10 protein-coding genes and 11 tRNA genes are annotated in these 13,220 nt (G+C 40.8%); 18 read left to right on the top strand and 3 right to left on the bottom strand.

Features of this window, described 5'->3' with window-relative positions:
* The first annotated feature begins 203 nt into the window (after positions 1-203).
* From LQ50_RS19875 to LQ50_RS19855, 5 genes are all read left to right on the top strand, one after another.
* Positions 204-890, top strand: coding sequence for a GntR family transcriptional regulator (locus LQ50_RS19875; RefSeq protein WP_034632654.1), 687 nt, complete (start codon positions 204-206; stop codon positions 888-890).
* 186 nt (positions 891-1,076) lie between these two features.
* The gene (locus LQ50_RS19870) at positions 1,077-2,192 is read left to right on the top strand and encodes a zinc-dependent alcohol dehydrogenase (RefSeq protein ID WP_070808163.1); all 1,116 of its coding nucleotides are present in this window, start codon (positions 1,077-1,079) and stop codon (positions 2,190-2,192) included.
* On the top strand, positions 2,104-2,859 hold the full coding sequence (locus tag LQ50_RS19865; RefSeq protein ID WP_034632652.1) for a glucose 1-dehydrogenase: 756 nt from the start codon (positions 2,104-2,106) through the stop codon (positions 2,857-2,859). The genes LQ50_RS19870 and LQ50_RS19865 overlap by 89 nt, the downstream gene beginning before the upstream one ends.
* 441 nt (positions 2,860-3,300) lie before the next feature.
* Positions 3,301-4,065, top strand: a complete 765-nt coding sequence (locus LQ50_RS19860) for a transposase (RefSeq protein ID WP_308417938.1) — start codon at positions 3,301-3,303, stop codon at positions 4,063-4,065.
* Between the two features lie 502 nt (positions 4,066-4,567).
* Positions 4,568-5,752 carry a KamA family radical SAM protein gene (locus tag LQ50_RS19855; protein ID WP_034632648.1) on the top strand — a complete coding sequence of 395 codons (1,185 nt, stop codon included), beginning with the start codon at positions 4,568-4,570 and terminating at the stop codon, positions 5,750-5,752.
* A gap of 25 nt (positions 5,753-5,777) precedes the next feature.
* Here the strand turns inward: LQ50_RS19855 and LQ50_RS19850 are convergent, their stop codons facing one another.
* Positions 5,778-6,707, bottom strand: coding sequence for a helix-turn-helix domain-containing protein (locus LQ50_RS19850; protein ID WP_034632647.1), 930 nt, complete (start codon positions 6,705-6,707; stop codon positions 5,778-5,780).
* 127 nt (positions 6,708-6,834) lie between these two features.
* On the opposite strand from LQ50_RS19850, the gene LQ50_RS26345 reads away from it, so the two are divergent.
* The gene (locus tag LQ50_RS26345; protein ID WP_272913739.1) at positions 6,835-6,957 is read left to right on the top strand and encodes a hypothetical protein; all 123 of its coding nucleotides are present in this window, start codon (positions 6,835-6,837) and stop codon (positions 6,955-6,957) included.
* A gap of 129 nt (positions 6,958-7,086) precedes the next feature.
* Here LQ50_RS26345 and LQ50_RS19845 read toward each other — a convergent pair whose 3' ends face one another.
* A complete protein-coding gene (locus LQ50_RS19845) occupies positions 7,087-8,235 on the bottom strand; it encodes a S8 family peptidase (protein WP_034632645.1) in 1,149 nt (382 codons plus the stop codon).
* A gap of 395 nt (positions 8,236-8,630) precedes the next feature.
* Between LQ50_RS19845 and LQ50_RS19840 the strand changes: the two genes are divergently transcribed.
* Positions 8,631-10,163: a flotillin family protein gene (locus tag LQ50_RS19840; RefSeq protein ID WP_034632683.1), complete on the top strand. Its 1,533-nt coding sequence runs from the start codon at positions 8,631-8,633 to the stop codon at positions 10,161-10,163.
* 390 nt (positions 10,164-10,553) lie between these two features.
* Here the strand turns inward: LQ50_RS19840 and LQ50_RS19835 are convergent, their stop codons facing one another.
* On the bottom strand, positions 10,554-11,636 hold the full coding sequence (locus LQ50_RS19835; protein ID WP_034632644.1) for a hypothetical protein: 1,083 nt from the start codon (positions 11,634-11,636) through the stop codon (positions 10,554-10,556).
* 265 nt (positions 11,637-11,901) lie between these two features.
* On the opposite strand from LQ50_RS19835, the gene LQ50_RS19830 reads away from it, so the two are divergent.
* The 11 genes from LQ50_RS19830 to LQ50_RS19780 all read left to right on the top strand — a co-directional run bounded on the left by LQ50_RS19830 (position 11,902) and on the right by LQ50_RS19780 (position 13,015).
* Positions 11,902-11,977, top strand: a tRNA-Ala gene (locus LQ50_RS19830).
* Positions 11,978-11,984: 7 nt separating this feature from the next.
* A tRNA-Ser gene (locus tag LQ50_RS19825) sits at positions 11,985-12,077 on the top strand.
* Positions 12,078-12,108: 31 nt separating this feature from the next.
* Positions 12,109-12,193, top strand: a tRNA-Tyr gene (locus tag LQ50_RS19820).
* A 44-nt stretch (positions 12,194-12,237) separates the two neighbouring features.
* Positions 12,238-12,326: transfer RNA gene (locus LQ50_RS19815), tRNA-Leu, on the top strand.
* Positions 12,327-12,335: 9 nt separating this feature from the next.
* Positions 12,336-12,412: transfer RNA gene (locus LQ50_RS19810), tRNA-Arg, on the top strand.
* Between the two features lie 16 nt (positions 12,413-12,428).
* Positions 12,429-12,505, top strand: a tRNA-Pro gene (locus LQ50_RS19805).
* Positions 12,506-12,608: 103 nt separating this feature from the next.
* A tRNA-Gly gene (locus LQ50_RS19800) sits at positions 12,609-12,679 on the top strand.
* Positions 12,680-12,694: 15 nt separating this feature from the next.
* Positions 12,695-12,768 (top strand) — tRNA-Ile (locus LQ50_RS19795).
* Positions 12,769-12,774: 6 nt separating this feature from the next.
* Positions 12,775-12,849, top strand: a tRNA-Asn gene (locus tag LQ50_RS19790).
* 7 nt (positions 12,850-12,856) lie between these two features.
* Positions 12,857-12,931 (top strand) — tRNA-Glu (locus tag LQ50_RS19785).
* 8 nt (positions 12,932-12,939) lie between these two features.
* A tRNA-Val gene (locus LQ50_RS19780) sits at positions 12,940-13,015 on the top strand.
* Positions 13,016-13,220: the final 205 nt, after the last annotated feature.

Genomic DNA, 13,220 nt, shown 5'->3' with positions numbered 1-13,220 from the left:
TACTATACCATTGAGCTAAGTGTAATGGAAGTGGGACGGGGGGACAGGTCCCTTGTCCCATTCCGTCCTAAATGGGACGATGAACCTGTCCCCTCTGTCCTGTCCCCCTGTCCCTGTTGACACTTGTATAGTTGTCGACTAGTATGTAAGTATATCGATGTAAGCGCTGCCGAGAAAATGAAGGGGATTTAGGAGGAATGATGATGGAGTTTCCCGAGAAGTGGTTGCAGGATGATTCCTTAGGAGAATTAATTTCTTGTGAGTTAAGGCTGCAGATAATTAAGGGAGATATTGAAAGAGGTACGGTACTAACTGAAAATCAAATATCTACTCGATTTGAAACAAGTCGGTCACCTGTTCGAGAGGCCTTTAAAATTTTGAAAACAGAAGGTCTTGTTGAGCTTGGGAGAATGGGGGCGGTTGTTCATGGTTTGGATGAAATGGACATAAAAGAATTGAACGATGTCCGTTTTCTATTGGAACATTTTTGTCTGCAGAAAATTTCTAGAACGTTTGATGAAGAGAAGGCTAAAGAGTTTTATCAGATCTTAGATTTGATGGAATTGAATGCGAAGCACAATGATTATTTAGAGTTTTCTTATAATGATTTGAGCTTTCATGAAAAAATTATCAAGCAGGCTGGTCACAAAAGAATTTCACATTCTTGGGAAAACATTAGAAATATCATCCTTTGCTTATTACTAGTCGCAACGGAAAAACGTTTTTCTGAACAAAAAGGTGAAATTGGTAGTTTGTTAAGGAATCATCGAGATGTGATCGAAGCCCTGTTAGCAAAAGACGAAGAGAGATTAGAGAGTCTAACGAAAAAACATCTAGTTGATACAAATAATACCGTTATTGACGCTTACATTCGCGGTGAGAAGGTATAAAAGAATCTTTTGAGATGATAAGGGTGAAGAAGGTATGGGGAAATGATCGTAGTTTTTTCATCGATGATTAACTAGTTTTATGGTTATTTGTTTAGTTGAAAGAAAAGCGGAATATCCTTGGGCAGAGGAAATTTCACAAAAATGGAGGATTTATAATAACGGAATATAGTTCTAGGGAGGCAATCGATGAAAGCGGGAAAATATGTAGGGCCCAAGCTAGTTCAAGTAGCTGAGATTGAAAAACCGATCATTGCTGAAGGCGAAGCGTTACTCAAAGTTTCTTACGGAGGAATTTGTGGTACTGATATGATGATTTATGCAGGCCAGCACCCTAGAGCACAAAGTAGCTTAACAATGGGGCATGAATTTAGCGGCGTGATAGAAGAGATTAAAGGAATGTCCTCTTTCAAAAAAGGAGACCGTGTTGTTGTAGAGCCGACGATTAGCTGTGGAGAGTGTAGACCTTGCCAATCAGGGAATTCTCATGTCTGTGAGAGTTTGAAGCTCATTGGAATTGATGTGGATGGAGGATTCAGTGAATATGCAAAAGTTCCTATTAATCGATTACATAAAGTCCCTGATGAATTACCGTTAAATCTAGCAGCATTAACAGAACCTGTCGCTGTGGCTGTGCATTCGGTCAGAAGATCGACGCTAAAAGTTGGCGAAAGTGTAGCGATATTAGGTGCGGGTCCAATAGGGTTATTAATCGGTTTAATCGCTCAATTAAATGGGGCCAAGGATATCTATGTATCTGATATTAGTCCATTTCGTTTAGGTATAGCAGAGCAAATGGGTTTTCGTGCCATTCATGCGAAGGAAACGAATGTCGTTGATGAGATACGAGCACGAAATAACAATGAATTCATCGATGTTGTCTTTGAGGTAGCAGGAAGTCAGCAAACGGTTGATCAAATGATTCCACTAATCAAGACACAAGGTCAAATCGTTGTTGTGAGTGTTTTTAAAAACAAACCGGCGCTTTCTCTAGCAGATATGCATTTTAGAGAGCTCTCAATTACAACAACACGTTGCTACACAAGTGATGACTTCCGAACAGCGGTTGAACTGATGGCATCAGCTAAAGTCGATTTTTCAACTCTTATCTCTCATGAGTTTCACATTGACGATATTGACAAAGGCTTTTCCGTTATGAAGAACACGGAGGAGTCCTTAAAAGTGCTTATTACTAAACAAGTAAAGGGTGATTTGAATGAATTTATTTTCGCTAGAAGGAAAAGTGGCAGCAGTCACAGGAGCAACTCGTGGCATTGGTCGTGCCTTGGCCTTGGCATTAGCTGAGGCAGGAGCAGATATTGCTTTGTTACAGCGTGATTCATCGCAATTAAATGTAAAGGAAGAGATAGAGAGTTTAGGGAGAAGGTGTGAGGTCATCCCTTGTAATCTCTTTAATACGGAACAAGTCAAAGAAGCCATTCCTAATGTCATAGAGAGCTTTGGAAAAATTGATATTTTAGTTAATAGTGGCGGGATTCAACGTCGGAATCCTGCGGTAGATTTTACTGAAGAGGACTGGGATGATGTCTTAAATGTCAACTTAAAGGCAGTATGGCTTTTATCTCAGGAAGCAGGAAAACACATGGTGCCAAAGAAGAGTGGTAAAATCATTAACATTGCCTCACTAAACTCATTTCAAGGCGGGATCACGATTCCGGCTTATGCATCAGCAAAAGGTGGAGTAGCGCAATTGACAAAGGCACTTTCAAATGAGTGGGCACAGCACAATGTTAACGTCAATGCAATCGCTCCAGGCTACATAGCTACAGATATGAATGAAGCCTTAATCAAGGATGAAACACGCAGTAGACAGATCTTCGAAAGAATTCCTGCCGGAAGATGGGGCACACCAGAGGACTTTAAAGGTACCATTATCTACTTAGCATCTGATGCTTCAAACTTTGTCCATGGACATGTGTTAGCAGTAGATGGTGGATGGTTGGGGAGATAAGCGTGGGACGAGGGGACAGGTCCCTCGTCCCGTTTAGTGTGGATGAATTGAAACATACATTATTAAACAATAGTTCGTTGTCATTATAAAAGGTGGATAACCTCCTATTTATACAGACGGTTATCCACCTTTTATAAGATATCCACAAGGGATGGCAGAGATTCTTGTCGGGGTGTGTAGATATCCACAACTTTTTTATTTACTAAGGGAAAATGGGACGATGAACCTGTCCCCCCGTCTCTCTCACAAAAATTTACCGAATAAGCAGGTTTTTTGTCATAAATAGCGAAGTAATCTTAACCCACTCTTTAGAACCTCATTTCTCATCTATCTACAATTCTTCCCTCATAAGCCAACAAGCTCGTCGTTCTCTCCATTCAATGTTCATCGATATCTTTCTTCTTAACCCCACTAAAATCCAAAACTTCAAACCTTGAGGTGATGAATATGCCGAGAAAACCTAGGACAAGGAGCCGAAGTGGCATCTATCACATTATCCAAAGAGGAGTTAATCAACAACTTATCTTTGAGAATGATACAGACAAAATAAGATTCCTCCTAACGCTAAAACGCTTCAAAGCAATGTGTCAATTTGAATTATACGGCTACTGTTTGATGAATAATCACATTCATCTTTTATTGAAGGAAGGTGAGGAGCCGATTGCGTTGATAATGAAAAGAATCAGCTCAAGCTACGTCTATTGGTATAATCAGAAATATGAACGAAATGGTCACCTTTTTCAAGAGCGATTTAAGAGTGAAAATGTAGAAGATCGAGCTTATTTTTTAACTGTCCTCCGATATATCCACCAAAACCCCCTCAAAGCAGGCCTCACTCAAAGTGTATTCAAGCGTTCGTGGACCAGTATAGAAGACTATATTTATAAACCGGATGTAGTGGATGTGACCTTCGCCTTGGATCAATTTGCAGCAGACAGAACCGAAGCATTACAACGTTTCAAGGACTACATGCAGCACGTATCTGATGATCTTTGTTTAAATGCTGACGTCCAAGTTAGAGTCTCTGATAGTGAAATCAAACAATATATGAATGAATATGGAATAGAAAGTAGTAGCCGCTTACAGCAGTTGGAGAAAGAAAACCGAAATGACATCCTGCGGAAACTTAAAAAAGTCGATGGGATATCGCTTCGGCAATTATCAAGAGTGACAGGGATTTCAAAGAGTGTGATACAACGGTTGTAAATGGGACGACGAACCTGTCCGAGGACACTGAAAAAGGGAATGTTCTTCTTCTTTTTCAATGGCCTTTAAGCAATGAGCGAACCGTTGCTTTGTCTTATGCCTGCAATGAGTGGTTTCATAGGTGCAAACTTGCTTTGCACCGGCAGCCGACCTTAGGAGGCTCATGTTTCTCGTAGCAGGCGCGCAACGTGTGGAGCTATTGCTGCTTCCTCGAATTTGCTAAAAGAGACTTTTTCAGCAGTCTCAACCCGTCCCACGAGGAAATGGGAGATAGGAGACTGTAAGGCGAGTGTAATGGCGATAAGGTGTGCTTGTCATCATGAAGTGGACGATTTGCTTATTAGCAGGTGAATTAGGCGTATGTTACGATTGAATGGGAAATATATGGATTTCTGTGTGACCATGCTTAAACCGAATATGTCACCTAAGAATCTACTAAAGCGGGTTGCTCGATGCTTGAAGTAAGAATCTACATATGTTGATTTATTCAGAGGAGGGTACTATGGCACAACCAAAATATTATATGAATCTCGATAAAATTAAAGAGATACCAGAAGAAGAAAAGGCAAAACTAAAGAAGATTACAGAAAAGTACGTGTTTCGTGTAAACGATTATTATTTGAACTTAATTGACTGGAATAATCCGAACGATCCGATTCGTAAGCTGGTGATCCCGAATGAAGGGGAGCTTGAAGAATATGGTCGCTGGGATGCGTCGGATGAGGATACGAATTATTCCGTCCCTGGCTGTCAGCATAAATATGCGACAACCGCTTTGTTGATTGTATCCGAGGTGTGCGGGGCTTATTGCCGTTATTGCTTTCGAAAGCGCTTGTTCCGTAATGATGTTAAGGAAGCGATGAGTGATGTCGAGCCGGGTTTGACATACATTGAAGAGCATCCAGAAATTAATAATGTTCTATTGACGGGTGGGGACCCGCTCATTTTAGCTACAAAAAAACTTAGAATGATCATTGAGCGTCTGCGTGCAATCGATCATGTGAAAATCATTCGCTTAGGCTCGAAAATGCCTGTTTTTAACCCAATGCGTATTTACGAAGATGAGGAATTGCTCAAATTAATTCGCGAATACTCGACGCCTGAAAAACGGATTTATGTAATGGCACATATTAATCACCCTGTTGAAATTACAGAAGAAGCCAAAAGAGGGTTCCAAGCTCTGCATGATGCTGGTGCAATTGTTGTCAATCAGACACCAGTTTTAAAAGGAATTAATGATGATCCAGAAGTGTTAGCAGAACTACTGGATAAATTGTCATGGGCTGGCGTTACCCCTTACTATTTCTTTGTGAATCGTCCAGTTGCTGGGAATAATGATTTCGTTTTAACATTGAAAGAGCTTTATGACATTGTTGAAAAAGCAAAAGCGAAAACGTCAGGATTAGGGAAACGAGTACGGCTTTCGATGAGTCATACGAGTGGAAAGATTGAAATTTTAGCTATTGAAGATGGCAAAGCATATTTAAAATATCATCAATCTCGTGATGACGAGTACGGGAAGTTTATGATTCTTGACTGTCCTGACGATGCGGCGTGGTTTGATGATTTACCTGGGAATGAACAGTATTGGAAGAAACCAGAGAAGAAAAATGATGAAGTCGTTTCGGTGAATGAGATGCCGGATATGCCGACAAAGAAGAGAAGAGAGCGTGTGGCGCAGTTATAATGGGATTATCAAAAGCCTAAGCAAGTTATTTGCTTAGGCTTTTTTGGATGATTGGCTCATGGGACGAGGGACCTGTCCCCCTGTCCCGGATAACAGAAGTTACTTTTTTTATATTGGTTGTATCATCGATCATTTGAAATACTTGAAGGGCTTTATTGTAAAATGTGATGATGTCATCTTGATTATCTACATTCATTTGCTTGAGGCATTCGGCTTTTTGATAGTAGAGGTAGCCTAGATTATAGAATGTTTTTTGTTTGAGGCACAAGGCAATTCCTTTTTCACTTAATTCGAGAGCTTTCTTAGACTTTTGAAGTTTAAGAGACGTACGTGAAGCGTTATAGTAGGTGTTGATCAACGGGATGGCGTTCATTAATTGGGAGGCTCTTTCGATTTGCCTTATAATTTCATCAAAACTCTGATCCGCTTTGTCCCATTGCCCGTCTTCTCCATAAATAATCGCTTTACTAGTTAAAATTTCTAAATCTTGAGTGGAATAGTTTTTATTGAGTGCATCCGTTAAGGTCATTGCATCCTTTAACTTTTCTAAAGCTTTTTGTCGGTCTTGAAAGAGATGGTTAATGCAAATCGCTTCTCTCCAGAGAATGAATTTTTGCAAATGCGGTTTCGAAAAATCAGGGTTATGCTTTTCTTTTTGTATCGTCCTATAGGCTAACTGATATCTTTTGGATTGGATAAGGGTGGTTAACTGATCACAAATTTCATTAACATAATTTAATCCATAAACATCTTTATCTGAAAAAAAATACTCGATAGAGACCCCTAAGCGTTTACTCAACATATATAACAATTGTGCTGAAGGATAAATCTCCTCATTGTTTTCTAATAAGCTGATCATCGATTGAGTGCAAATGCCATCAGCTAACTCTTTTTGAGTAATATGTAAATACTTTCGCAAATCTCTTATCTTCTTTCCTAGCAGTACTTTTTCCATTATGTGCCTCCAATATTAATATATTAATATCGTATAGATTAATAATAAAAAGGATAGTAAGATATTACTAAGTTATTTCCATTATATAATTGCTTGTTAAAAAATTCAAAAAATTAGGAGGTTCTATATGAAGAAATTACTTATCACAGCCGTTTTCTTAGGTGTTTTAGCGCTTGGTGTTGACCCAGCATTAGCCGGAGTAGGGATTAGTGAGGTTGTACCTTTAGATTTAGGACCTGTTCACTCGTAATCAAAATGATAGCATGGTAAAGAAGATCGCTTCTAACGAGAGGTGATCTTTATTTTTTGGTCGTAAAACAAAAGAAAAGCATGATTATTTATCTCTGGGATAAAATCATGCTTTTTTAAGCAAAACCGTTTATCTTGTAGCAGCTTCGGCATTAACAAGTCCACTTCCGTATTGGTTCGAGCTACCTAGTGGAGTTGCTGTGTTGAGAAGATGCTGTCTAATTTGTGTGTTAGACCAGCCTGGGTTCTTTTGTTTCACAAGTGCAGCAACACCAGCAACATGAGGAGTTGCCATTGATGTTCCGCTTAAGCTTGCATAGCGATTACCAGGATACGTACTCTGAACTCCGACTCCTGGGGCTACAATGTTTAAGCCTGTCCCATATTGTGAAAAGCTTGCACGATTATTATTTTGGTCTGTTGCGCCTACGGCAAGAGCATTGGCATAACGAGCTGGATATGAGATCGTACCAGACCCATTATTCCCTGATGCAGCAACGACTAACACCCCTGCGCTTGTCGCTTGATTAACAGCTAACTCTAATGTTTGACTACCGGTTGGGCTCCCTAAACTTAAATTAGCAACATGGATATTATTTTGAGCTGTCCATTGTAGTCCTTGAGCAATGGAACTGATCGACCCTGAACCATTTGCTCCTAACACCTTTACAGCATAAAGCTCTGTGTTTGGTGCGACTCCAACAACACCGATTGAATTATTTAGTGCGGCAATCGTACCTGCAACATGAGTACCATGGCCATTTCCATCTTGATAAGTAGATTCACCAGGAACAAAACTCACCCCACCGCGAATATTTAGATCAGGATGATTTGAAATCCCTGTGTCGAGAACAGCTACGCGAACCCCTGCTCCAGTGAAGCCTCTGTTAATGGCAGCTGGGGCTTGTACACGTGTAATCCCCCAAGGAATCGTTTGGTTAAAAATACTAACCTCAATGTCTTCCTCGATGAAAGCAATAGAAGGGTCTCCTTCTAAATCTTTCACATCCTCTGGGCTTACTTCAACTGAAACGACTGGAATATCCTCGAATTCATAGAGAAGGTCCATTTCGATGGTTTCATCATTTATTTCAGCAAAAATAGAAAATTCGTCTTTTCCCTTTTCACTGCTTTCTACAAATTCAGTTACGCTTACTTGATTTTCAAAACCAATTAAATATTGCTTTTTCTGCTCCTCGGCAGAGATCGATGTGGTAGAAAGGGAGATGGACAATAATAACGCCGCACCGGCAACTACTTTCGTAAATAACTTTTTCAAATCATGTTCCTCCTCAATTTTTTTACTAGTAAAATCATATGTAGGATTCTAGTTGAAAAAGTTTATGAAACTGTATTATCACCTCCTGTTTTAAGAATTGCGATAAACGGATGATGGAAAGGTAGAAGGTCAAATGAAAACCTTCTGGGGTTGGATATCAGAATATAATGAAAAATTATGAAAGTAAATACATTATTAATATGTTGATATATTGATTGCGTGGGTCGGGGGGACAGGTCCCTTGTCCCACTAAACTGGGACGAGGAACCTGTCCCTCTGGACCTTTCTTGTATTTTTTTCCTAAAAATGAAACTAATTCAATTCCAAATCGTATATAGTAGAAGAGTAGTTCAATAGATAGATACAAAATTTTAATGTTGGAGTGATGCTTGATGATGGGTACAATTTGGCTATTTTTAACTACTATTTTCCTTTTTGCATTATTAGTTGTGGCTGGGATTGGTTTTTTTATTTTCAAGAAACGTTATAGAACGGCTAGTTCGAACCAGGCATTAATTATCACCGGGCCGAAGCTTGGGAATCCAGAGGAAGATACGCGGATTTTCTTTGATGAAAATGGAAGAAGCTTGAAAATTATTCGTGGTGGTGGGATTCGTTTGAAGATGTTTCAAACGTGTACCCCTGTTGATTTGAATTCATTTCAAATCAAACTAACGACACCTAAAGTCTATACATCTCAAGGGGTTCCGGTTGTGGCCGATGCGGTAACTTCAGTGAAGATTGCTGATTCGTTAATTGGAATTGCTAACTACGCGGAACAATTTTTAGGGAAGAAAGATAAGGAAATTGAAGAAGAGGTTTCAAAAGTTCTTGGTACGAATCTTCGTGCGATTTTATCGAAAATGACGGTTGAGGAGATCAACAATGACCGCGAATCGTTTAATCACCAAGTCCAAGATATTGCCCAGCAGGAATTAGACAATATGGGCTTTAAAATTACCTCATTTGGTTTAGATGATCTTCGTGATGCCGATGAGGAAAACGGCTATTTAGAAAATTTAGGACGCCCACGTATCGCCGAAATTCGTAAAAAGGCTGAAATGGCGGAGTCTGATGCTGAGAAAGAAACAAGAATGTACAAAGCAAGAAACGATCAAGAAGCGCAAGATGAGGAAAACAAACGATTAAGTGCGGTTGCTGAGTCGAGGAAAGAAAAAGATATAAAGGCCGCTCAAATTAAAGAAGAAACCGAACGAGCAAGAGCCAAGTCAGAGCAATCTTATGAACTAGAAAAAGCCAGACTTGCTCAGCAAGTTAAAGAAGAAGAGATGAAGATTCAATACATCGAACGTCAAAGACAAGTAGAGCTTGAGTTAGAAGAACAAAAACGTCGTAAGGCACTCGCTGATGCAGATGCGTACGATATTAAAGCCAAGTCTGAAGCTGAGGCTGAAAAAGCAAGAATCGACGGGGAAACCAAGGCAACGATCGAAAAACAAAAAGGTCTAGCTGAAGCCGAGGTTATCCGCGAACGAGGCCGTGCCGAGGCAGAAGCGAAAGAGCTCATGGCCCAAGCAATGGAGAAATACGGAGAAGCAGCGATTCTTGAAATGTTTATCGACATGCTTCCTAAATACGCTCGTGAAGTCGCACAGCCACTTTCTCAAATTGAAGAGATGAGAGTCATTGACCTCGGCGGCTCAGATTCAAACGGCGGTGCGTCTAAAATTACAGGCAATGTCACGAAAACGATGGTTGGCCTGCAAGAAAGCTTAAAAGAAAGCACAGGCATGGATTTAAAAGCGATGCTTGAGAGCTTTGTATCACGAGGTCAGGCGGATCATTTTAAGACGTTTGTATCAGAGGCTGCAGCTGCAGCTGGGGAAGAGAAAGAGGAATCAAGCCCTCCGGTGAATTCTGAGGAAGAGTTAGCACAGGGCGATGACGAGTCACAGGATAAAGCATAATCATGTGTTTCGCTTGAAAATGAGTAAATTTGGATTGAATATGGATTGTTTTCGACAGCAAATCAGAGAGTTTGGACAGAATAATATTGAAGTTGGACTGAATGTTTAGTTGAGGCCGAAATCTTCATTGAGAAGTTGTTTATAATTAAAAGGAACCACCTAACTTTTCCACAAAAGTAGGTGGTTTCTTTAGATGCAAAATCAACAAGTTTTATAGAACTATGCAGTTATACATCTAGTTTTCTACATGATGTAAGATAAGGGCCACTGAAAAAGGTACGAGTATCAACATTTTCAGTGGACTCTCGTCGAATCTTCTAAAAGGAGTCTTCTGTAAGATAGCAACAGGGCGGCTAAGGATTTTTGACTAATGTAGTAGTTATCCACATTTCAATCGATTGCTATTTTTGTTTCGGCATTTCGTTTGGTTACACATTCTCCTTTATTTTGTGCTAGGTGAATTTGGTAGATTTGCTCCTTTAACAAAGGCAATTTCAGGTCGACTTGTTTTTTTATTTGGTCATCTAGTGGTAAGTTCTTGATTTCTTCATAGATAAAATAAAGTGGTTTGTGAATTTGATCGAGTAAGGCAGCTTGTTTTTCTTTGCTAAGGGTGAGGATGAATTGTTGCTGTTCTAATGTTAAGGCGTACAAAGCTTTCTCTCTTTTTTTGGTTCGTTGCCATTCTTCTATCATCTGTTTTTGCCTTTCGAGTAGAGGGAGGTTTAGATGTAGTTGTTTTAGTAAGGTTTCATTGAACTCGGATAGATCTTCTATATCTAAGAAGCTTTCTGCATGTCCTTCCTCAATGGAGAGAAGTAATTCTCTTCGGTCTTCTTGGTTTTGCTTTGATACAAATTGTTGTTGTTCAATGGTTAGCCGCTGAAATAAAGAGGCTAATTTCCTTTCTTCCTCGTATCTTGTATGGATCCGTTCGACTAGGTTAATCTGGTTATCGGATAGTGGAAGACCTCGTTCATATTGGTCGAGTAGATCTTGAGGGAGTGGTAAATGCATGTACTTGTCTAAAGGATAAAACAAATTCTTCTTGTATTTCATGAGTATTTCATCTCTTTCAAGATCAATCGAATACAATCCTTTTTTAACATCTTTAATGACAGAAGCAGGGAGGGAGAGGTAGTTTTCAAAACAATTTTCTCCAAGGTAGCGTACGGCGCCTTGTGCTTTGTTTCGGATGATGTATTGGAAGCGAAGTGCTTGTCCGCAATCACATTTATGCGGTCGCTTTTGATATCCTCCATCTTTGATTTCGACTAAGATCCAATCATCGAGCTTCTCCTCCATTTCTTGGTCACTCATTTTTTCATTGAGGTCGATTCCTTTATCATTTGCTAGAGTTTGTAACCAGCGGCTCTTCTTTTTTTGTTTTGTTCGATGCTGCAAGAAGTAGATTTGCTCTTTGTTTAATGTACTCATCAGTATTTCTATTTCATTTTTTGAGAGCGGGACCAAAATGAAGCACCTCCACGTTATTCTATTATTTAATTGATAGATATGCTTGAGGGGAGAGGGATATGCTAGAATTTTTGAGTGGGGATTAGCGGCCGTTACTAGGAATGTAACAGGCCACTGAAAAAGGTACGATTTTCGCCTGTTTCAGCGGTAAATGTAACAAAAAATACGTTAAAGTTGTCTAGGGTTATATTACTCAGATATAAAAAAATACTTGTCTTAATTAAAATACTATGATAGTTTTATAAACCTAGAGAAAAATTTCGGGGCCTTAGCTCAGCTGGGAGAGCGCCTGCCTTGCACGCAGGAGGTCAGCGGTTCGATCCCGCTAGGCTCCACCAAATACGCGGAGGAATACCCAAGTCCGGCTGAAGGGATCGGTCTTGAAAACCGACAGGCGGGTTAAACCGCGCGGGGGTTCGAATCCCTCTTCCTCCGCCATTATTATACATAAATAGTTTATTTGGAATGTGGAGGGGTAGCGAAGTGGCTAAACGCGGCGGACTGTAAATCCGCTCCCTCAGGGTTCGGCGGTTCGAATCCGTCCCCCTCCACCATTATTGCGCGATAGATATGTTAATATGGAATTATAATAAGTCCGGCCGGGGTGGTGGAATTGGCAGACACACAGGACTTAAAATCCTGCGGTAGGTGACTACCGTGCCGGTTCAAGTCCGGCCCTCGGCACCAAATAATTGAGCGCCCTTAGCTCAGCTGGATAGAGTGTTTGACTACGAATCAAAAGGTCGGGAGTTCGAATCTCTCAGGGCGCGCCATTCTTATTAGAGTAAACGGGAAGTGGCTCAGCTTGGTAGAGCACCTGGTTTGGGACCAGGGGGTCGCAGGTTCAAATCCTGTCTTCCCGACCAGAAGCTGCGAGTTGTCTCGACGCATTTGCTTCTATGAGATACTAGAAGAGGAAGAGACATGTTAGTGCGTTTTTGATATTCACGATGTATTATAACTTGATATGCGGGTGTAGTTTAGTGGTAAAACCTCAGCCTTCCAAGCTGATGTCGTGAGTTCGATTCTCATCACCCGCTCTTAAAAATTACTGTGGGCCTGTAGCTCAGCTGGTTAGAGCGCACGCCTGATAAGCGTGAGGTCGGTGGTTCGAGTCCACTCAGGCCCATTTTATTCCACAGTAGCTCAGTGGTAGAGCTATCGGCTGTTAACCGATCGGTCGTAGGTTCGAGTCCTACCTGTGGAGCCATCAAATTGGCCCGTTGGTCAAGCGGTTAAGACACCGCCCTTTCACGGCGGTAACACGGGTTCGAATCCCGTACGGGTCACCAACGCAAATGGAGGATTAGCTCAGCTGGGAGAGCACCTGCCTTACAAGCAGGGGGTCGGCGGTTCGATCCCGTCATCCTCCACCATAGATTTTTTTCTAACAAAATGACGCGGGGTGGAGCATGAAGCGAAACATCGTCGAGAAAGCCTCGACATGTCTTGACGCAAACACCACAAAGCGTTACTAGAAGAGGAAAAGACAACTTCTTCGAAAAAGCATCATCCGTATTACTAATAAAACGACGCGGGGTGGAGCATGAAGCGAAACATCGTCGAGAAAGCCTCGACATG

The sequence above is a fragment of the Halalkalibacter okhensis genome (assembly GCF_000787375.1).
Classification (GTDB): domain Bacteria; phylum Bacillota; class Bacilli; order Bacillales; family Bacillaceae_D; genus Halalkalibacter; species Halalkalibacter okhensis.
Note: the sequence above shows the minus strand (reverse complement) of the source record. Positions and strands in the feature narration are given on the sequence as shown.

What these genes read in the sequence shown, in the direction of transcription:
- LQ50_RS19870 (WP_070808163.1), top strand. Translation starts at nt 1,077, where the DNA reads ATGAAAGCGGGAAAATATGTAGGGCCCAAGCTAGTTCAAGTAGCTGAG.
- LQ50_RS19865 (WP_034632652.1), top strand. Translation starts at nt 2,104, where the DNA reads ATGAATTTATTTTCGCTAGAAGGAAAAGTGGCAGCAGTCACAGGAGCA.
- LQ50_RS26345 (WP_272913739.1), top strand. Translation starts at nt 6,835, where the DNA reads ATGAAGAAATTACTTATCACAGCCGTTTTCTTAGGTGTTTTAGCGCTT.
- LQ50_RS19875 (WP_034632654.1), top strand. Translation starts at nt 204, where the DNA reads ATGGAGTTTCCCGAGAAGTGGTTGCAGGATGATTCCTTAGGAGAATTA.
- LQ50_RS19850 (WP_034632647.1), bottom strand. Translation starts at nt 6,707, where the DNA reads ATGGAAAAAGTACTGCTAGGAAAGAAGATAAGAGATTTGCGAAAGTAT.
- LQ50_RS19855 (WP_034632648.1), top strand. Translation starts at nt 4,568, where the DNA reads ATGGCACAACCAAAATATTATATGAATCTCGATAAAATTAAAGAGATA.
- LQ50_RS19840 (WP_034632683.1), top strand. Translation starts at nt 8,631, where the DNA reads ATGGGTACAATTTGGCTATTTTTAACTACTATTTTCCTTTTTGCATTA.
- LQ50_RS19860 (WP_308417938.1), top strand. Translation starts at nt 3,301, where the DNA reads ATGAATATGCCGAGAAAACCTAGGACAAGGAGCCGAAGTGGCATCTAT.